The 18,174-nt window shown below is 72.7% G+C and carries 18 protein-coding genes; 4 read left to right on the plus strand and 14 right to left on the minus strand.

Features of this window, described 5'->3' with window-relative positions:
- Nucleotides 1–89 precede the first annotated feature (89 nt).
- Nucleotides 90–575, minus strand: a complete 486-nt coding sequence (locus ACI6PP_RS06785; RefSeq protein ID WP_421110196.1) for a CarD family transcriptional regulator — start codon at nucleotides 573–575, stop codon at nucleotides 90–92.
- Nucleotides 576–918: 343 nt separating this feature from the next.
- Here ACI6PP_RS06785 and ACI6PP_RS06790 point away from each other — a divergent pair, with 343 nt between their 5' ends.
- Nucleotides 919–1,530, plus strand: coding sequence for a hypothetical protein (locus ACI6PP_RS06790; protein WP_421110198.1), 612 nt, complete (start codon nucleotides 919–921; stop codon nucleotides 1,528–1,530).
- Between the two features lie 23 nt (nucleotides 1,531–1,553).
- On the opposite strand, the gene ACI6PP_RS06795 is transcribed toward ACI6PP_RS06790, so the two are convergent.
- Both ACI6PP_RS06795 and ACI6PP_RS06800 read right to left on the minus strand, forming a co-directional pair.
- A complete protein-coding gene (locus tag ACI6PP_RS06795; protein WP_421110199.1) occupies nucleotides 1,554–2,231 on the minus strand; it encodes a response regulator in 678 nt (225 codons plus the stop codon).
- Complete coding sequence (locus ACI6PP_RS06800) at nucleotides 2,228–3,436, minus strand: sensor histidine kinase (protein ID WP_421110201.1); 1,209 nt, start codon at nucleotides 3,434–3,436, stop codon at nucleotides 2,228–2,230. Before ACI6PP_RS06800 ends, ACI6PP_RS06795 begins: the two co-directional genes overlap by 4 nt.
- Before the next feature lie 134 nt (nucleotides 3,437–3,570).
- Here ACI6PP_RS06800 and phoU point away from each other — a divergent pair, with 134 nt between their 5' ends.
- On the plus strand, nucleotides 3,571–4,236 hold the full coding sequence (phoU, locus tag ACI6PP_RS06805) for a phosphate signaling complex protein PhoU (RefSeq protein WP_421110202.1): 666 nt from the start codon (nucleotides 3,571–3,573) through the stop codon (nucleotides 4,234–4,236).
- 122 nt (nucleotides 4,237–4,358) lie between these two features.
- Here the strand turns inward: phoU and ACI6PP_RS06810 are convergent, their stop codons facing one another.
- The 5 genes from ACI6PP_RS06810 to mshA are packed head-to-tail and all read right to left on the minus strand — an operon-like array spanning nucleotide 4,359 to nucleotide 8,384.
- Nucleotides 4,359–5,147 carry a sulfite exporter TauE/SafE family protein gene (locus ACI6PP_RS06810; RefSeq protein ID WP_421110204.1) on the minus strand — a complete coding sequence of 263 codons (789 nt, stop codon included), beginning with the start codon at nucleotides 5,145–5,147 and terminating at the stop codon, nucleotides 4,359–4,361.
- 18 nt (nucleotides 5,148–5,165) lie between these two features.
- Nucleotides 5,166–5,921, minus strand: a complete 756-nt coding sequence (locus tag ACI6PP_RS06815) for a phosphoglyceromutase (RefSeq protein WP_421110206.1) — start codon at nucleotides 5,919–5,921, stop codon at nucleotides 5,166–5,168.
- 5 nt (nucleotides 5,922–5,926) lie between these two features.
- Nucleotides 5,927–6,586 carry a DsbA family oxidoreductase gene (locus ACI6PP_RS06820; protein WP_421110208.1) on the minus strand — a complete coding sequence of 220 codons (660 nt, stop codon included), beginning with the start codon at nucleotides 6,584–6,586 and terminating at the stop codon, nucleotides 5,927–5,929.
- Nucleotides 6,583–7,104 (minus strand): type III secretion system chaperone family protein, encoded by a 522-nt coding sequence (locus ACI6PP_RS06825; protein ID WP_421110209.1) that lies wholly within the window; start codon nucleotides 7,102–7,104, stop codon nucleotides 6,583–6,585. The genes ACI6PP_RS06820 and ACI6PP_RS06825 overlap by 4 nt, the downstream gene beginning before the upstream one ends.
- Nucleotides 7,101–8,384: a D-inositol-3-phosphate glycosyltransferase gene (gene mshA / locus ACI6PP_RS06830; protein ID WP_476712923.1), complete on the minus strand. Its 1,284-nt coding sequence runs from the start codon at nucleotides 8,382–8,384 to the stop codon at nucleotides 7,101–7,103. The genes ACI6PP_RS06825 and mshA overlap by 4 nt, the downstream gene beginning before the upstream one ends.
- A gap of 84 nt (nucleotides 8,385–8,468) precedes the next feature.
- Between mshA and ACI6PP_RS06835 the strand changes: the two genes are divergently transcribed.
- Both ACI6PP_RS06835 and typA read left to right on the plus strand, forming a co-directional pair.
- Nucleotides 8,469–9,230 (plus strand): SDR family NAD(P)-dependent oxidoreductase, encoded by a 762-nt coding sequence (locus tag ACI6PP_RS06835; protein WP_421110211.1) that lies wholly within the window; start codon nucleotides 8,469–8,471, stop codon nucleotides 9,228–9,230.
- Nucleotides 9,231–9,324: 94 nt separating this feature from the next.
- Nucleotides 9,325–11,199, plus strand: coding sequence for a translational GTPase TypA (gene typA, locus ACI6PP_RS06840; RefSeq protein WP_421110213.1), 1,875 nt, complete (start codon nucleotides 9,325–9,327; stop codon nucleotides 11,197–11,199).
- A gap of 102 nt (nucleotides 11,200–11,301) precedes the next feature.
- On the opposite strand, the gene ACI6PP_RS06845 is transcribed toward typA, so the two are convergent.
- The 6 genes from ACI6PP_RS06845 to ACI6PP_RS06870 form a co-directional block, all read right to left on the minus strand.
- Nucleotides 11,302–12,219: an endonuclease domain-containing protein gene (locus tag ACI6PP_RS06845; protein ID WP_421110214.1), complete on the minus strand. Its 918-nt coding sequence runs from the start codon at nucleotides 12,217–12,219 to the stop codon at nucleotides 11,302–11,304.
- A gap of 127 nt (nucleotides 12,220–12,346) precedes the next feature.
- Nucleotides 12,347–12,859, minus strand: a complete 513-nt coding sequence (locus ACI6PP_RS06850; RefSeq protein ID WP_421110216.1) for a cysteine hydrolase family protein — start codon at nucleotides 12,857–12,859, stop codon at nucleotides 12,347–12,349.
- Nucleotides 12,856–14,334 carry a purine-cytosine permease family protein gene (locus tag ACI6PP_RS06855; protein WP_421110217.1) on the minus strand — a complete coding sequence of 493 codons (1,479 nt, stop codon included), beginning with the start codon at nucleotides 14,332–14,334 and terminating at the stop codon, nucleotides 12,856–12,858. Before ACI6PP_RS06855 ends, ACI6PP_RS06850 begins: the two co-directional genes overlap by 4 nt.
- A gap of 44 nt (nucleotides 14,335–14,378) precedes the next feature.
- Complete coding sequence (locus ACI6PP_RS06860) at nucleotides 14,379–15,410, minus strand: PfkB family carbohydrate kinase (protein WP_476712924.1); 1,032 nt, start codon at nucleotides 15,408–15,410, stop codon at nucleotides 14,379–14,381.
- Nucleotides 15,314–16,318: an ADP-ribosylglycohydrolase family protein gene (locus ACI6PP_RS06865; RefSeq protein WP_421110221.1), complete on the minus strand. Its 1,005-nt coding sequence runs from the start codon at nucleotides 16,316–16,318 to the stop codon at nucleotides 15,314–15,316. Before ACI6PP_RS06865 ends, ACI6PP_RS06860 begins: the two co-directional genes overlap by 97 nt.
- Nucleotides 16,319–16,346: 28 nt before the next feature.
- Entirely contained in the window at nucleotides 16,347–18,134 is a 1,788-nt protein-coding gene (locus tag ACI6PP_RS06870; protein WP_421110223.1) for a BCCT family transporter, read from the minus strand.
- Between the last annotated feature and the right edge of the window lie 40 nt (nucleotides 18,135–18,174).

Raw genomic sequence — 18,174 nt, forward strand, 5'->3', positions numbered from 1 at the left:
GCGCAAACAGTTGTCCGGGCGCCCGGGACGCAGCACCGCCCCCGTCCGACGTGGACGGGGGCGGTGCGGCGATCAGCGTGAGCCGGTGCTCAGGAGGCCAGGACCTCGTCGAGCAGCGTCTCGGCCTTGTCCTCGTTGGTGCTCTCGGCGAGCGCCAGCTCGGAGACGAGGATCTGGCGGGCCTTGGCGAGCATGCGCTTCTCGCCGGCCGACAGCCCGCGGTCACGCTCGCGGCGCCACAGGTCGCGGACGACCTCGGCCACCTTCATGACGTCGCCGGAGTGCAGCTTCTCCAGGTTGGCCTTGTACCGTCGGGACCAGTTCGTGGGCTCCTCGGCGTGCTCGGCACGCAGGACGCCGAAGACGCGCTCGAGCCCGTCCTTGTCGACCACGTCGCGGACACCGACCAGGTCGGTGTTGCAGGCGGGCACCCGGACGACGAGGTCGTTCTGTGCGACGATGCGAAGGACGAGGTACTCGCGAGCCTCACCCTTGATGGTTCGCTGCTCGATGTCCTCGATGACCGCTGCACCGTGGTTGGGGTAGACGACCGTTTCACCGACGGAAAATGTCATATGTTCTTCGCCCTTTCTTAGACGCCCAGGATACCACGCCTTTCGGACAGCCTTTCTGACGTTTGTGCAGGTCAGAGGCCACATCGGGGCTTGACAACGGAGCCTCGAGGTGCCACCTCGCGTGCGCGCGCCCCGTGGGAGAGGTGTCGTGACGGCCCGTCCGGGCAGGTCGGCACGGGGTCGGCGCCGCGTCCCGGCGGGCTCGGAGCGACCTCATGACGACCACCTGCTGGACACGCGTGCCGGGTCGGGATGCTGCACCCCGGGCGCGCTCGCTAGGGTGAGGTCTGCCCGGCGCGGTCGTCGCCCGGAGCCGCTGTCGGACCGAGAAAGGCCGGGACCCGTGCCCCCTCGCCCCATCAAGACCCTGACGTCGTACCGGGGTGCCGCCGTGGCGGCCGCCGCCGTGCTCGCGCTGACGGTGTCGGGCTGCGCCACCGGCTTCAACGCCGAGACCAACCGGGAGTACGCGCCGGCGGTGGGCACCAACGCCCGCGAGGACGACATCAGCGTCCTGAACGCGCTGTTCGTGACCAACCCCGACCAGACCGCCACCTTGTCGACGGTGCTGCTCGACAGCGCCGGCGACGACACGCTCACCGGCGTCGAGGTCACCAGCGATGACGGCCAGGTGGACGCGACGATCGAGGAGCCGATCCAGCTCGAGCGCGGCGTCAGCTTCTCGGTGGGCGAGGAGCCCAACGTCGTCATCGAGGGCAGCTTCATCCCCGGTCAGTTCCTGCGCACCACCCTGACGTTCGCCGACGCCGGCGAGATCAGCTTCCGGGCCATCGTGGTCGAGCGCACCGCGGAGTACCGCGAGGTCGCGGCTCCGTCCATCGTGCCCACGGAGTCCGAGCCCACGGAGTCCGAGCCCACCGAGCCGGGATCGAGCGCGGCGCCGTCGGACTCCCCGTCCACCGAGCCGACCCCCTCGGACGAGCCCACCAGCTGAGACCGGCGGGCCCGCCCCGCCGATCAGCTCTCGTACTTGTAGCCCAGGCCGCGGACGGTCACCAGCAGGTGCGGGTTGCCGGGGTCGGGCTCGATCTTGGCGCGCAGGCGCTTGACGTGGACGTCGAGCGTCTTGGTGTCGCCCACGTAGTCCGCGCCCCAGACGCGGTCGATCAGCTGGCCGCGGGTCAGCACCCGGCCGCTGTTGCGCAGGAACATCTCGAGCAGCTCGAACTCCTTGAGCGGCAGCCGCACGTCCGTGCCGTCGACGGTGACGACGTGCCGCTCCACGTCCATCCGGACGCGTCCGGACTCCAGCGCGGTGGGCGACTCGTCCACGTCGGAGCCGCGACGCAGGACGGCGCGGATGCGCGCGACCAGCTCGCGGGGGCTGTAGGGCTTGGTGACGTAGTCGTCGGCGCCCAGCTCGAGCCCGACCACCTTGTCGACCTCGGTGTCCTTGGCGCTGACCATGATCACCGGCACGTTGGACGTCTGGCGGATCTGACGGCAGACCTCGGTGCCCGGCAGGCCGGGCAGCATCAGGTCGAGCAGCACGATGTCGGCGCCGCCGCGGTCGAACTCCTCGAGCGCTCCGGGGCCGGTGTCGGCCACGGCGACGTCGAAGCCCTCCTTGCGCAGGACGTAGGCGAGAGCGTCGCTGTAGCTCTCCTCGTCCTCGACCACGAGCACTCGGGTCACTGGCGTGCCTCCTTGGGGCTGAGCAGGTGGGCGCCGGAGGACCCGGCACCGGTGGTGGCGTCCGTGACGTCGACGTCGAACGACTCCGGCGCGTGGACGGGCAGGGTGATGGTGAACGAGGAACCGGCGCCGGGCTCGCTCCACACCCGCACCGACCCTCCGTGGCTCGCGGCCACGTGCTTGACGATCGACAGGCCCAGGCCGGTGCCGCCGGTGGCGCGGGCACGGGCGGGGTCGACGCGGTAGAAGCGCTCGAAGATCCGGCCGATCTCGCTGTGCGGGATGCCGATGCCCTGGTCGGCGACGCTGATCGCGACGTCGTCGCCTTCGCGGCTCGCCGTGACGGCGACCTTGGACCCCTCGGGGCTGTAGGTGACGGCGTTCTCCACCAGGTTCGAGATCGCGGCGAGCACCTGGTCGGGGTCGCCGAGCACCCACAGGTCGCTCTCGCACGAGGTGGCCACCGCGATGTCCTTGGCGTCGGCCTCGGTGAGGCTGGCCTCGACGGCCGCGCAGACGGTGGCGGCGACGTCGATCTCGACGGGCTCGTCGACGAGCTGGTCGCCCTGGAGCCGGGACAGGTCGATGATCTGCTGCACCAGCCGCGTGAGCCGCTCGCTCTCGCCCCGCATCCGTCCGGCGAACCGGACGACGGCCTCGGGGTCGTCGCTCGCCTCGGACACCGCCTCGGCCAGCAGGTTGAGCGCGCCGACGGGCGTCTTGAGCTCGTGGCTCACGTTGGCCACGAAGTCGCGGCGGATGGACTCGACGCGACGCTCGCGCGTGCGGTCCTCCACGAGCACCAGCATCAGCCGCGACGACAGCGGGGCGACGCGCGCCGACAGCGCGAGGGGCTGCGACGACCGCGGGCTGAGCACGCTGAGCTCGGTGGTGCGGACCTGGCCGTCGCGGCGCACCAGCCGCACGAGCTCCATCAGCTCGTCGGAGTCGAGGCGGTCCTCGCGCACCATGCCGATCGCGTAGGCGGGCGCGGACGCCTTGAGGACGCTGTCGTCGGGCCCGACGAGCACGGCCGACGAGCGCAGGACGCCGAGCACCGACTCGACGCCGGCGGGCACGTCGGGGGCGGGGCGCTCGGGCTCGCGACGCTGCTCGCGCTCGCTGAGGCGGAACAGGAACACCGCGCCGGCTCCCAGCAGGGCGCCGAGGAGCCCGACGAGGATGACACCCAGCTCGTTGGCCACGCGGCCGATCGTACGCGGACGGTTCACCGCGACTTCGCCGTCGAGACGGCCCCGACCTGCAGTTTCGTCTCCTGTTCACGCCTCGTTCACGGCCGGTCGCCCCCCAGTCACCCGGGTTACCTACCGTTCTCTCCATGAGGGACGCGTACTACGACCAGCTGGACTCCATCGTCGACGACCTCGTCGCGATGACCTCGGCGGTGCAGACCGCCGTGCACGAGGCGACCCGGGCACTGCTCAAGGCCGACGCCCACGCCGCCGAGACCGTGATCTCGGGCGACCGCGACATCGACGCGTCGCGCGAGCTCATCGAGAGCCGCGCGCTGCAGCTCCTCGCCACGCAGCAGCCCGTCGCCACCGACCTGCGGCAGCTCGTCGCCACCCTGCGCATGGTCGCCGACCTCGAGCGCATCGGCGACCTGTCGGTGCACATCGCCAAGGTGTCGCGCCTGCGCGCGCCCGAGGTGGCCGTGCCCGGCCCGCTGCAGCCGACCATCTCCGAGATGGCCGACGTCGCCGACAAGATGATCGGTGCCGCCTCGCGCATCGTCGCCGACCGCGACGTCGCCGCCGCCGCCGCGATCGAGTCCGACGACGACGAGATGGACATGCTGCGCCGCTCGCTGTTCCGCGTCCTGCTCAGCGACGACTGGGACCACGGCGTCGAGCCGGCCATCGACCTGGCGCTCCTCGGCCGCTACTACGAGCGCATCGGCGACCACGCCGTCGGCGTCGCCCGTCGCGTGGTCTTCCTGGTCACCGGGGAGACGCCCGTCGTCCCCACCCCCCAGCACTCCTGAGGCCTGCGACTGCCGGCTGTCCGGGGGTCTGAGCGCCCGTCTGGCAAGGCGCGGAACGTGAAGGCGAACTGGTCTTGTTCGTCGAACGGGCCGCAACGCCGCCAGGCGGGATGCGCAGGCCCTCAGAGGTTGAGGATCGTGTAGAGGGCGATGGAGCCCAGGACCACGATGGCCGACCGCAGCAGCCATGGCGGGAGGCGGCGGCCGACGGCCGCGCCGAGGAACCCACCGATGAGCGAGCCGGCCGCGATCAGCGCGACGGCGACCCAGTCGATCCGGCCGTCGCCGGTGACGAGGTCGACGACCACGTAGGTGGTCGCGGCCACGACGTTCACGACCAGTGTGAGGATGTTCTTCGCCCCGTTGAGGCGCTGGATGGTCTCGGGGAGCAGCATCCCGAGGAGCCCGACGAGCAGGATGCCCTGCGCGGCGGCGAAGTAGCCGCCGTAGACGCCGCACGCGTAGGTCACGAGCACGACCGCGACCATCCGTCCGGTGCCGACCGGTCGCGGGGCGTCGTCCGCGGTGCCGGCCCGCTCGCGACGGCGTCGCAGCCACGCCTGCAGCGTGGGCTGGGCGACGACGAGCACCAGCGCCAGCACGAGCAGCACCGGCACGATCGCGATGAACGCGTCCTCGGGCAGGTGCAGCAGCAGGAAGGCTCCGGTCAGCGCACCCAGCAACGAGGCCGGGACCATCGTGAGGAGTCGCCGACGCTGGCCGGCGAGCTCACGCCGGTACCCCAGCGAGCCGCTGACGCCGCCCGGGACCAGCCCGAGCGCGTTGCTCATCGTCGCCGACACCGGCGGCACCCCGAACGCGACCAGCGTCGGGAAGGTGATCAACGTGCCGGAGCCGACGATCGTGTTGACGGTCCCGGCGCCGATCCCGGCGACGAAGACCAGCGCCATCTCCGCCGGGGAGACGGCTCAGCGCCCCTGGCTGGCGACCGCCGCGATCGCGTCCGCGGCGGCATCGGGGTCGAGGTAGCGGCCGCCGCGCGTCACGGGCTTGAGGTCGGCGTCCAGCTCGTAGACGAGCGGGATGCCGGTGGGGATGTTCAGGCTGACGATCGACTCCTCGTCCATGCCGTCGAGGTGCTTGACCAGCGCGCGCAGCGAGTTGCCGTGGGCGGTGACGAGCACCGTCCTGCCGGCACGCAGGTCGGGGACGATCGAGTCGTACCAGTACGGCAGCATCCGGACCAGCACGTCCTTGAGGCACTCGGTGCGCGGGCGCAGCTCCGACGGCAGGCCGGCGTACCGGGCGTCGCCGGACTGGCTGAACTCGCTGTCGTCGTCGATCGCCGGCGGCGGGGTGTCGTAGGAGCGGCGCCAGAGCATGAACTGCTCCTCGCCGAACTCCTCGAGCGTGGCCTTCTTGTCCTTGCCCTGCAGGGCACCGTAGTGGCGCTCGTTCAGGCGCCACGAGCGGGTGACGGGGATCCAGTGCCGGTCGATGCCGTCGAGCACGATCTGCGCGGTGCGGATCGCCCGGCGCAGCACCGAGGTGTGGACGACGTCGGGCAGCAGCCCCGCGTCGCGCAGCAGGTCGGCGCCGCGCGCCGCCTCGGCGAGGCCCTGCTCGTTGAGGTCGACGTCCACCCACCCGGTGAACAGGTTCTTGGCATTCCACTCGCTGTGCCCGTGGCGCAGCAGGACCAGCGTCGAGGTCGCATCGCTCATGGGGCTCAACCTATGCCGTCGGCGGCACCGCCCGCGAGCCGGTCCAGGACCTGCAGGTAGGCGTCCTCGGTCTGGACGCCGGGGACGGCGTAGGTGCCGTCGACGATCACCGTGGGCACCTGGGTGATGCCCGCCTGGGCGGCCGTCGTCAGCTGGAGGTCCACCTGGTCGGCGGCGTCGTCGGACGCGAGGAGGACGTCGGCCGCGTCCGCGTCGAGGCCCACGGCCGCCGCGCGCGAGGCCAGGGTGTCGTGGTCGGCGAGGTCGGCGCCCTCGCCGAAGTGGGCGCGCCACAGCTCGTGCGCGAGGTCGCGCTGGGCCCCGGCTCCCCCGGCGGCCGACGCCCACGACAGCAGCCGGTGGGCGTCGAAGGTGTTGGCCCGCACCGCGGCCTCGAAGTCGAACTCCAGGCCGTCCGGACGGGCGGCCTCGGCGACGCGCTCGACCTGCTCGGCGGCGTGCTCGGGACCGCCGAGCCGCTCGGCCAGCGCCTCCAGCAGCGGCTGGTGGTCCGACGGCGCCTGGGGGTCGAGCTGGAACGAGCGCAGCACCACCTCGACCGGCTCACCGGTGCGCAGCGTGTGCGCGGCGACGGCGCGCTCCAGGCGGGTGACGGCGAGCCACGACCAGGGGTCGACCAGGTCGACGAAGACCTGGATCCTCACCGGGCGTCGTCCTCGCGCGGCTTCTCGAGCCAGCCGCGGAACGCGTCGAGGTTGCGGGTGGACTCCCCCCGCGAGATGCGCCACTCCCACTCCTTGCGGATGGAGGTGGCGAAGCCGAGCTCGAGGATCGAGTTGAACGACTCGTCGGCGTAGGTGAGGACGGCCCCGAGCAGGCGGTCGACCTCCTCGGCGGTGACGTTGGCGCGCGGCAGGCGCCCGTCGAGCCAGATGTCGCCGTTGTGGTCGATGGCGAACGCGACGCCGTAGAGCTTCATGTTGCGCTCGAGCAGCCAGCGGTAGACCTCGGCGTGGTTCTCGTCGGGGTGCCGCGCGACGAAGGCGTGGACCGACAGCGAGTGGTCCTTGACCTCGAGCCGGACCGTCGTCTGCAGCTTCTTCTCGCCCGGGAGCACCACCTCGAACACGCCGGGACGGTGCTCGACGTGGTCCAGGCCGGTGCCGGCGAGGGCGTCGCGGACGACGTCGGCCGTGGCGGCGGAGCTGGCGGAGAGGGTCATGAGGCCACCTGCTGGGGAGCGTCGAAGGAGGCGATGGCGGCCTCGTAGACCGCCACCGTGCGGTCGGCGGTGCGTTGCCACCCGAACTCGCGGGCGTGGTCGACCGCGCCGCGGCCGAGCGACTCGGTCCAGGCGGGATCGGCCACCATGCGGGCGAACACGGCCGCGTAGTCGTCGGGGTCGTGGCCGTCGACGAGGACGCCGCTGCGACCGTCGGCGACCGCGGTGGACAGGCCGCCCACGCGGGCGGCGACGACCGGGGTGCCGCACGCCTGCGCCTCGAGCGCGACCAGGCCGAACGACTCGTTGTACGACGGGACGCAGACCGCCGTCGACGCGGCGTACCAGCGTGCGAGCTCGTGCTGGCCGACCGGCGGGACGAACCGCACGACGTCGGCGATGCCGAGGTGGTGGGCGAGGTCGACCAGGTGGCCCGGCTGCTCGAGCCCGGACCCGGACGGCCCGCCGATCACCACGACGACGAGCGACGACCGCAGCGACGGGTCGCGCTCGACGAGGCGGGCGGCGGCGCGCAGCAGCACGTCGGGAGCCTTGAGGGGCTGGATGCGTCCGGCGAAGGTGAGCACGGTGGCGTCGGCGGGCAGCCCCAGCCCGGCACGGGCGGCGCCGCGGTCGCGGGGCTCGAAGACCTCGAGCGCGACGCCCGGCGGCACGACCGCCACGTGGGCGGGGTCGGCCCCGTACAGCTCGACGAGCGCCCGCGCCTCGTCGTCGGTGTTGGCCACCAGGCGGTCGGCGGCCTCGACGACCGTCTGCTCGCCGAACACGCGGGCCAGCGGCTCGGCGGTGTCGCCGTCGGCGAGCGCGGCGTTCTTGACCTTGGCGAGCGTGTGCATCGAGTGCACGAGCGGCACGCCCCAGCGGTCGCGGACGACGGCGCCGACCTGCCCCGACAGCCAGTAGTGCGAGTGCAGGACGTCGTAGCGCCCCGGGTCGTGCTCGGCCTCGACGCGCAGGACGTCGCGCACGAACGTGCACAGCTGGGCGGGCAGCTCGTTCTTGGACAGGCCCTCGAACGGACCGGCCGGCACGTGCCGCACCAGCACGCCCGGACGCGCCTGCACCTGCTGCGGCTGCGACGACGACGTGGCGCGGGTGAAGATCTCGACCTCGACGTCGCGCTCGGCCAGCCGGCTCGCGAGCTCGAGCACGTAGACGTTCATGCCCCCCGCGTCGCCGGTGCCCGGCTGCTCGAGCGGGGAGGTGTGCACCGAGAGCATCGCGACCCGTGAGAGCGGACGACGACCGGTGCTCGACACGTCTTCCATCGTCGCGCACGGGTCGGGGGCGGGCAAACGCAGGCCGGACGGCCGGTGTCGCCCGTCGCTGGCACGATGAGGCCCATGAGCGACAGCCACGAGCGCACGAGCCCCCGCACCGCCGTCGTCACCGGGGCCGGGAGCGGCATCGGCGCCGCGACGGCCCGGGCGCTGGCCGCCGCCGGGTACCACGTGTTCTGCGCCGCACGTCGCACCGAGCGGGTCGAGGCCGTCGCCGCCGAGGTGGGCGGCACCGCCGTCACGTGCGACGTCACCGACGCCGAGAGCGTGGCCGCGCTGGCCGCGGCCGTGGGCGGCAGCCTCGACGTGCTGGTCAACAACGCCGGTGGGGCGTTCGGCCAGGAGCCGATCGCCCGTACCGACCCCGAGCAGTGGCGCGCGATGTTCGACGTCAACGTCCTCGGCACCCTGCACGTCACCCAGGCCCTGCTGCCGGCGCTCGTCGCCAGCGGCGCGGGAACCGTGGTCAACGTGGGCTCGATCGCCGGACACCTCGCCTACGAGGGCGGCGCCGGCTACACCGCGGCCAAGCACGGCGTCGCGGTGATGACCGAGACGCTGCGCCTGGAGCTCAACGGGCAGCCGGTGCGCGTCACCGAGGTCGCGCCGGGCATGGTCCGCACCGAGGAGTTCTCCCTCGTGCGCCTCGGCGACGCCGACAAGGCCGACGCGGTCTACGCCGGCGTCCGCGAGCCGCTCGTCGCCGAGGACGTCGCCGACGCCGTCGCGTGGGTGGCCACGCGGCCGTCGCACGTCAACGTCGACCTGCTCGTGATCAAGCCGCTGGCGCAGGCGGCACCCCACAAGGTGCACCGGGAGGGCTGAGACACACCTGGACGGGGCACCCCCGCGCGCCACGTAGGATGGGACGGCCCGTGTTCGCGGGCTCGACCCCACCTGCAAGGACACAGACTCCGCCATGCCCATCCGTCAGGACCTGCGCAACGTCGCGATCGTCGCCCACGTCGACCACGGCAAGACCACCCTGGTCGACGCCATGCTCCAGCAGCAGGGCGCCTTCTCCGCGCACCAGGAGGTCACCGAGCGGGTCATGGACTCCGGTGACCTCGAGCGCGAGAAGGGCATCACGATCCTCGCGAAGAACACCGCCGTCCGCTACCACGGCCCGGGCTCGCCCGAGGGCGGCGTCACCATCAACATCATCGACACCCCCGGCCACGCCGACTTCGGCGGCGAGGTCGAGCGCGGCCTGTCGATGGTCGACGCGGTCGTGCTGCTCGTCGACGCGTCCGAGGGCCCGCTGCCCCAGACGCGCTTCGTGCTCCGCAAGGCGCTCGGCGCGAAGATGCCCGTCATCCTGGTGGTGAACAAGGTCGACCGTCCCGACGCCCGCATCAGCGAGGTCGTCGAGGAGACGTACGAGCTGTTCATGGACCTGCTCGACGAGCACGCCGCCGAGGACGCCCTGGACTTCCCGGTCGTCTTCGCCTCGGCCAAGGCCGGTCGCGCGTCCACCGAGCAGCCCGCCGACGGCGGCCTGCCCGACAGCGAGAACCTCGTCCCGCTGTTCCAGACGATCCTCGACGCCGTGCCCGCGCCCGAGTACGTCGACGGCGCGCCGCTGCAGGCCCACGTCACCAACCTCGACGCGTCGCCGTTCCTCGGCCGCCTGGCGCTGGTGCGCGTCAAGGCCGGCACCCTGAAGAAGAACGCCCAGGTCGCCTGGTGCCGTCACGACGGGTCGGTGGAGCGCGTCAAGATCACCGAGCTGCTCGTCACCGAGGCCCTCGACCGCGTGCCCGGCGAGAGCGCCGGCCCCGGCGACATCGTCGCCATCGCGGGCATCCCCGAGATCACCATCGGCGAGACGCTGGCCGATCCCGAGAACCCGGTGCCGCTGCCGCTCATCACGGTCGACGAGCCCGCGATCTCGATGACGATCGGCACGAACAACTCGCCGCTCGCCGGCCGCGAGAAGGGCACGAAGGTCACCGCCCGCCTGGTCAAGGACCGCCTCGACCGCGAGCTCGTCGGCAACGTGTCGCTGCGCGTGCTCGCCACCGAGCGTCCCGACGCGTGGGAGGTGCAGGGCCGTGGCGAGCTGGCGCTGGCCATCCTGGTCGAGCAGATGCGGCGCGAGGGCTACGAGCTCACCGTCGGCAAGCCGCAGGTGGTCGTCCGCGAGGTCAACGGCAAGGTGCACGAGCCGTTCGAGCGCCTGACGATCGACTGCCCCGAGGAGTACCTCGGCACCGTCACGCAGCTGCTCGCCGTCCGCAAGGGCCGCATGGAGCAGATGACCAACCACGGCACCGGCTGGGTGCGCATGGAGTTCGTCGTGCCGTCGCGCGGCCTGATCGGCTTCCGCACCGAGTTCCTCACCGACACCCGCGGCACCGGCATCGCCAACCACGTGTTCGAGGACTACGAGCCCTGGGTGGGCGAGCTGCGCACCCGCGCGTCGGGCTCGCTCGTCGCCGACCGCTCCGGCGCGGCCACGTCGTTCGCGATGACGAACCTGCAGGAGCGCGGCACGCTCTTCGTCGACCCCACCACCGAGGTCTACGAGGGCATGATCGTCGGCGAGAACTCCCGTGACGACGACATGGACGTCAACGTCACCAAGGAGAAGAAGCAGTCCAACGTCCGCTCCTCCACCGCGGACAACTTCGAGAAGCTGATCCCGCCGAAGAAGCTCTCGCTCGAGCAGTCCCTGGAGTTCTGCCGCGAGGACGAGTGCGTCGAGGTCACCCCCACCGCCGTCCGCATCCGCAAGGTCATCCTCGACGCCGGCGACCGCGGTCGCTCGCGTCGCTCCGGCGCCCGCGGCTGACCCTCCCCCGGCGGTGGGTATGGCCCCACCGACACCCGCCAGCGGTGGGTATGCCCCCACGATCGCGCTGATCGTGGGGCCATACCCACCGCTGAGGTCGTTCTAGGCGGCGACGAGCCACGCCCACCGCGGCCCGAACACCGGTGGCGGGCCCGCGTAGCCGCGGCGGCGGAGGGCCTCGTGCACCCGCAGGACGAGCGCCCGCGGCGACGCGAGCATCTCGTGGGTGACGTGGAGGACCTCGTAGCCCGCGTCGCGCAGTGCCTGGTCGCGGACGATGTCGCGGTTCCACTGACGCACGTCGGTGAGGTGCTGACGGCCGTCGTACTCGATCACCAACCGCCACTGCTCGAAGAGCAGGTCCACCCGCGCCACGAAGCGACCGTCGCGCCTGATCTCGACGTTGACGAGGGGCTCGGGCAGCTCGGCCGCCTCGAGCACGAGCCGGGTGAAGGTCTCGCGACGCGCCTCCGCGCCGGCGCGGACGAGCGGCAGGACACCGAGGAGCGCCTTGGCGCCGGCACGCCACGGCTCGCGTCGTGCGACCTCCGTCATCCCGTCCACGCACGACAGGCCACGACCGACGACCATGTCCGCCGCACCGGCGACGTCGAGCGGCCGGAGCATCGACGCCGCACCCACCATCGCCGCCTCGACGCTCACGCACCGGCCGTCGTTCTCGGGCATGCTCCGCGTGCGGTGCAGGAACACGTCGGGGACCGCCAGGTGCAGGTCGCCGCTGACCGTCAGGTGCACCGGACGGGACCGACCCACGTCGATCCCGTGGTCCTGCAACGCGGAGACGTGGCTCAGCACGGCCCGCACCGGCATCGTGAGCGTCGCCGCCAACCGCCAGTCCTCCTGGCTCATCTCGTGGTCGCGGTGCCGGTAGACGCGTGGCATCACCCGCACGTAGGACGACCCCTCGGTCGCCCGCTTGGTGACCCCGAGCGCGCGGGCCCGGTGCAGGTGGAACGGCCCGTGGCGGAGCTCGTCGGGGACTGGTGATCGCGCCGGCATGGACCCAGCCGATCTCGTCATCCCCGCCCCCACCAGCCCCTCAGACCGATCTGTGGACGAAGACCCCCGTCAGCGGTGGGTATGGCCCCAGGATCGGCGCGAAAGTGGGGGCATACCCACCGCCGGGCTAGAGGAGGCGGACGGCGGGGGCGTAGAGGGACATGACGTGCAGGGCCGCGGCGTGGGAGGCCTCGTCGACACCCGCGCAGGCCTCGGCCACCACCCCCGCCCGGGCGCCGTCGTCCACGGCCGCGAGGACGGTGGACAGCACGCAGCAGTCGGTCGAGACGCCGCAGACGACGACGTCGCGCGAGCCGCCCGTGGCCGCGAGCAGGGCGGGGCCCCACTTGCCGAACGTGGGGGCGTCGACGGTCGGACGGCCCGCGGCGTCGAGGCCGTCGACGACGTCCCAGGTGGACGCGGGCGTCTCGAGCGCGAAGGGCCACTCGTCGTAGTACGAGACCCACGCGCCCTGCGGCGAGGCGAGCGGGACGAAGCGGGTGAACACCACGCGGTCGTCGTGCTCGTCGACGAGCGCGCGCACCCGCGGCACGAGGGCGTCGAAGCCCGGCGTCGCCCAGGGCCCGGTGCGGAAGCCCTCCTGCATGTCGACGACGACGAGCCAGGGCGCGTCGCTCACCGGTCCGAGCCCGCCGACACCGCCGCACCCTCCTGACGGCTCACCGCCGCCTTCTCGAGCACCAGGTAGCCGACGAACCCGATGACGAGCGCCGCGAGCACGCCGAGGTTGGCGAACGCCCACGCGCCGTCGCGGCCGCCGAGGCCCAGCGGCCCGAGCAGGTAGCCCTGCCACGAGAGCCACTCCGCGGACGAGTTGGTCACCAGCCCCCAGCCGACGACGGACCCCGCCACCAGCAGCGCGAGCGGCACCGTGCGCACCGCGCCGTAGCGACCCGAGGGCGACTCCAGGTCGGCGTCGGCGTAGTCGCGGCGCCGCAGCGCGACGTCGGCGAGCATCACGCCGCACCACGCGGCGATCGGCACGCCGAGCGTGATCAGGAAGCCCTGGAACGGGCCGATGAAGTCGGTGGCCACGAACACCACGTACACCGTGCCGAGCAGCATGATGCCGCCGTCGACCAGCGCGGCGACGGGACGCGACGCCGGCAGCCCGAGGCTGAGCAGCGACAGCCCGGAGGAGTAGATGTCGAGCAGCGCGCCCGACACCAGCCCGAGCACGGCGATCACCGCGAACGGCACCAGGAACCAGGTGGGCAGCAGCGCCGCCAGGGCCCCGATCGGGTCGGACGCGATCGCGGTGCTGAGCTCGGCGGACGAGCCGGCGAGCAGCAGCCCGTAGACGAGCAGGACGAGCGGGGCGAGCGCGAGGCCCGTCGCCGTCCAGCCCACCACACCCGCGCTGGACGCGGTGCGCGGCAGGTACCGCGAGTAGTCGGCGGCGGCGTTCACCCAGCCCAGGCCCGTCGCGGTCAGCAGGAACACCACGGCCCCGACGAACGCCTGCACCGACCCCGACGGGATCGCGGTCACGGCGCCGAGGTCCACCCGGTGCAGCGTCAGCGCGATGTAGACGACGGTCAGCGCCGCACCGACCACCGTCACCCAGGTCTGGATACGCATGATCGCGTCGAAGCCGAGCACGCCGCCGGCCACGATGAGCGCAGTGACGACGACGAGCGCGACGACCAGCGTCCCGTTGCCGCCGCCCCACCCGAGCTCGCGGAAGACGGTCGCGGTGGCGAGCGTCGCGAGCGCCGTCAGCGCCGTCTCCCAGCCCACGCTGAGCAGCCACGACACCGCGGCGGGCACCTTGTTGCCGCGCACCCCGAACGCCGCGCGCGACAGCACCAGCGTCGGCGCCGAGCCGCGCTTGCCGGCCAGCGCGACGAACCCGCACAGCAGCGCCGACCCGACGATGCCGACGACGGCGGCCACCACGGACTGCCACAGCCCGATGCCGAAGCCGAGGGTGAACGAGCCGTAGCTGACGCCGAGCACCGAGATCGACGCGGCGGTCCACGGCCAGAACAGGTCGCGTGGCGTGCCCTTGCGCTCGTGCTCGGCGATGACGTTGGTGCCGTTCAGCTCGACCTTGCTGGCGGACGCGGTGGCCTGGGGAGGCTCGGAGGACATCGTGGCTCCTGGTGTGCGGCCCGGGGACGGGGGCGGGCTCGGGACTACCCTGCCACCTCCCGGGCGAGTCGTGCATCGGTCTCAGCCGACGTCGGCGCGGTGGCCGGCCCTGGACGCGTGACCGACAGCGCGGCCGCGACGTTCGCCCGACGCGCCGCAGCCAGCACGTCGTCCTCGCGCGCGAGGCCCGCGGCGAGCACGCCGCAGTGCGTGTCGCCGGCCCCCGACGTGTCGACGGCCGTCACGGCGACGCCCGGAACGTGGTGCGGCTCGACGGCGCCCGCGAGCGCCACCCAGCACCCGTCGGCACCGTCGCGGACGACGACGTGCGCGCCGTCGTGCATCAGCTCGGCGAGCCGCAGCGCGGCGGGACCGGGGTCGTCGAGACCGCTCAGCGCCGTCGCCTCGCGCGCGTTGAGGCTCAACAGGTCGCAGCGTCCGCGCGCGAGCGACCACGTGTCGGCGTCGATGCCCGCGACGAGCGGTCCGGGGTCGAGCAGCAGCGTCACGTCGGGCGGCAGCGCCGCGGCCCAGGCGGCCAGCGCCGGCCCGGTGCCGGGGCGGACCAGGCTGTACCCGGTCACGTAGACGACGTCGCCGGCGCGGGCGTCGATGCGCGCGAGCTCGTCGGGGCCCATCTCCTCCTCGGCGCCGCCCACGGTGACGAAGGTGCGCTCGGCGTCGGCGTCGACCAGCGCGACGCACCAGCCGCTGTCGCGGTCGAGGACCGGCAGCTGCACCTCCTCGACGCCGTGCTCGCGCAGCGCGTCGGCCACGACGGTGCCGAACGTGCCGGTGCCGCGCCGCCCGGCCCAGCGCACCGCGAGCCCGTCGCGCTGCGCGGCCACGAGCACGTTGAGCCCTCCCCCGGCCACCACCGACGCGGCCGACGCGACCAGGTCGCTGCCCGGCTCGGGGACGGCCGGCACGTGCAGCACCAGGTCCACCACTACCGGTCCGGTGTGGACGAGCCGCGGTGTCATCGGTCGCGGAGCCGCAGCAGCTCGACGGCCACCGGCTCGAGGTCGAGGTCGTTGACGTCGGCAACGGTGCGCACGACGTCGTCGGGCAGGCATGCGAGCCCGTGGACGGCGCCGCCCACCGCGCCGGCGATGGCGGCGATGGTGTCGGTGTCGCCGCCCAGCGACGCGGCGGTCGTCATCGCGGTCCAGGGCTCGGCGTAGGTCGCGACGAGCGCGATCGCCGCGACCACCGACTCCTGCGCCGCCAGGCTGGTGCCGACCAGCCGCTCGACGGCGTCCGGCACGTCGGCGACCGGCAGCCGTCGCAGGTGGGGTACCGCCCAGGCGAGTCGCGAGGCGACGTCCGCCCCGGCCACCCAGGCGCCGCGACCGGCGCCGGCCTCGGCGGCGGCGATCGCCAGACCAACCGCCTCCCCGAGCGAGGCCCCGTCGACGCCGGCGCTGACGGCCGCACCCACGGCCGCGGCGGACGCGACGCCGATCGTCGTCGCGTGGCTGACCTGGCAGGACTCGGCCACGGCGTCGACGAACGCGTCCAGCGGCTCGACGGGCACCGCGACGCCCACGGGCAGCACGCGCATCGCCGCCCCGTTGGTGGCGCCGTGACGTCCGGCCTCGGACGGGTCGACCCCCGCCAGGACCGCCTCGACCGCCCGCTTGGTGGACGGCCCGAGCAGGTCGAGCGACCCACGTGCCGCCACGTCGCGCTCCCACGCGACGAGCGCGTCGGCCAGCGCCCGCGGGTCGACGCGACCGTCGCCGTCGAGCAGCACGCGGGCCAGCAGCAGCGCCTGCTCGGTGTCGTCGGTGACCGACCCGGCGGGAAGCCCACGGGCGATCTGCTGGTGCGGGCCGGGCGCGAGGAGGCGGTCGACGACGCCGTGGTCCTCGGCGACGGCCGAGCGGCTCATCGACTGCGTGGGCATCCCGAGCGCGTCGCCCACGGCCAGGCCCCACCACGCACCGAGGGCGTTGTCCAGACGCGGGTCGGTGGCGCTCATCGGGGCGCCACCGCCCGCGTCCGCGACGTCACTTCTTGGCGTTGACGCGCTCCTGGGCCGGAGACGCACCGCCACCGGGGGCGTCGACCGCCCTGCCCTCGGAGTCGACCTCGGTCACGAGCACGAACTCGTCGTCCTCGTGGTGGGTGACACCGTGCACGACCGCGCCCTCGACCAGCTGCTCGCCGATGCGGCCGCGCAGGATCATCGGGTCGGTCTGCAGGTCCTTGTACAGCGCGAGGCACAGCAGCAGCATCACCAGGACGAACGGCAGGGACGCCGCGATGGTGATGTTCTGCAGGCCCGTGAGCGCGTCCGCGCCGCCACCGCCGATCACCAGCATGATCGCCGCGACGGCACCGGTGAGCACGCCCCAGAAGATCACCGTGCCCTTGCCGGGCTCGGTGTTGCCGCGCTCGGACAGCGTGCCCATGACGATCGACGCCGCGTCGGCGCCCGACACGAAGAAGATGCCGACGAGCACCATGACCAACACGGTCGAGATCGACGCGAGCGGGTAGTTGCTGAGCAGCTGGAACAGCGCGCCGTCGGTGCTGACCGCGCCGTCGACGAGCATGCTGCCGGCGTCGTCGCGGTAGGCCTGGATGCCGGCGCCGCCGAAGATCGCGAACCAGACGAGGCTGACCATGCTCGGCACCAGCAGGACGCCGGTGACGAAGCTGCGGATCGTGCGGCCACGGCTGATGCGGGCGATGAACATGCCGACGAAGGGCGTCCACGAGACCCACCAGGCCCAGTAGAAGATCGTCCAGGACGAAAGCCACGTGGCCATCGCCTCGTCGCCGGTGGCCGCGGTGCGCGAGGCCATCGAGCCCATCTGCGTCAGATAGTCGCCGAGCGCCGTGGGCAGCAGGTTCAGCGTGAGCAGCGTCGGACCGACGACGAACACGAACACGGCCAGGACCAGCGCCAGCACCATGTTGGTGTTGGAGAGCCACTGGATGCCGCGCTCGATGCCGGAGACGGCCGAGACGATGAAGCAGATCGTCAGCACGACGATGATCGAGACCAGCGCGATCTCGCTGATGGAATCGACCCATCCGTTGAACACCAGACCGCTGCCGATCTGCAGGGCACCGAGGCCGAGCGACGCGGCGGACCCGAAGAGGGTCGCGAAGATCGCGAGGATGTCGATGACGCGCCCGCCGGGGCCGTTGGTGGCCCTCTCGCCGAACAGCGGGGTGAACGCCGAGGAGATCAGCTGCGAGCGGCCCTTGCGGAACGTGCCGTAGGCGATCGCGACGCCGACGACGGCGTAGATGGCCCACGGGTGGAGCGCCCAGTGGAACATCGTGGTGGCCATCGCGGTCTCGACCGCGGCGTCGGTGTCGCCCTCGACGGTGCCCGGCGGCGGGGCGATGTAGTGGCCCAGCGGCTCGGCGACGCTGTAGAACATCAGGCCGATGCCCATGCCGGCGCTGAACATCATCGCGATCCAGGAGACCGTGTTGAACTCGGGCTTCTCGTCGTCGGCGCCGAGCGGGATCTTTCCGTACTTGCTGGCGGCGAGCCAGATCACGAAGATCACGAAGAAGCTGGCCGCCAGCACGAAGAACCACCCCGTGTTGGTGATGATCCAGCCCTGGGTCGTCGACGCGGTGTTGCCGAGGCTGGTGGTGCTGACCGCGCCCCAGACCACGAAGGCGATCGCGATGGCGCCGGTGATGCCGAACACCACCCAGTCCAGGTGGTGCTTGTGGCGCGACGCTGCCGCGTCCACCTCGTCACGGGTGCGGAACGCCAGGGCGCGCCGGGCGCGCTCCTTCAGCTCCACTCTCTTCTCGTCCGGGCTCATGAAAGTCCCCTCACGGTCGCCTGGTGGTCTCGGGCAGTGG

This window comes from Solicola agrisoli (assembly GCF_049059935.1).
In the GTDB taxonomy this organism is placed as follows: domain Bacteria; phylum Actinomycetota; class Actinomycetes; order Propionibacteriales; family Nocardioidaceae; genus JAURVT01.

What these genes read in the sequence shown, in the direction of transcription:
- ACI6PP_RS06810 (WP_421110204.1), bottom strand. Translation starts at nt 5,147, where the DNA reads ATGGCGCTGGTCTTCGTCGCCGGGATCGGCGCCGGGACCGTCAACACG.
- ACI6PP_RS06825 (WP_421110209.1), bottom strand. Translation starts at nt 7,104, where the DNA reads ATGACCCTCTCCGCCAGCTCCGCCGCCACGGCCGACGTCGTCCGCGAC.
- ACI6PP_RS06785 (WP_421110196.1), bottom strand. Translation starts at nt 575, where the DNA reads ATGACATTTTCCGTCGGTGAAACGGTCGTCTACCCCAACCACGGTGCA.
- typA (WP_421110213.1), top strand. Translation starts at nt 9,325, where the DNA reads ATGCCCATCCGTCAGGACCTGCGCAACGTCGCGATCGTCGCCCACGTC.
- ACI6PP_RS06815 (WP_421110206.1), bottom strand. Translation starts at nt 5,921, where the DNA reads ATGAGCGATGCGACCTCGACGCTGGTCCTGCTGCGCCACGGGCACAGC.
- ACI6PP_RS06855 (WP_421110217.1), bottom strand. Translation starts at nt 14,334, where the DNA reads ATGTCCTCCGAGCCTCCCCAGGCCACCGCGTCCGCCAGCAAGGTCGAG.
- ACI6PP_RS06860 (WP_476712924.1), bottom strand. Translation starts at nt 15,410, where the DNA reads ATGCCTGCCCGACGACGTCGTGCGCACCGTTGCCGACGTCAACGACCT.
- phoU (WP_421110202.1), top strand. Translation starts at nt 3,571, where the DNA reads ATGAGGGACGCGTACTACGACCAGCTGGACTCCATCGTCGACGACCTC.
- ACI6PP_RS06870 (WP_421110223.1), bottom strand. Translation starts at nt 18,134, where the DNA reads ATGAGCCCGGACGAGAAGAGAGTGGAGCTGAAGGAGCGCGCCCGGCGC.
- ACI6PP_RS06835 (WP_421110211.1), top strand. Translation starts at nt 8,469, where the DNA reads ATGAGCGACAGCCACGAGCGCACGAGCCCCCGCACCGCCGTCGTCACC.
- ACI6PP_RS06845 (WP_421110214.1), bottom strand. Translation starts at nt 12,219, where the DNA reads ATGCCGGCGCGATCACCAGTCCCCGACGAGCTCCGCCACGGGCCGTTC.
- ACI6PP_RS06865 (WP_421110221.1), bottom strand. Translation starts at nt 16,318, where the DNA reads ATGAGCGCCACCGACCCGCGTCTGGACAACGCCCTCGGTGCGTGGTGG.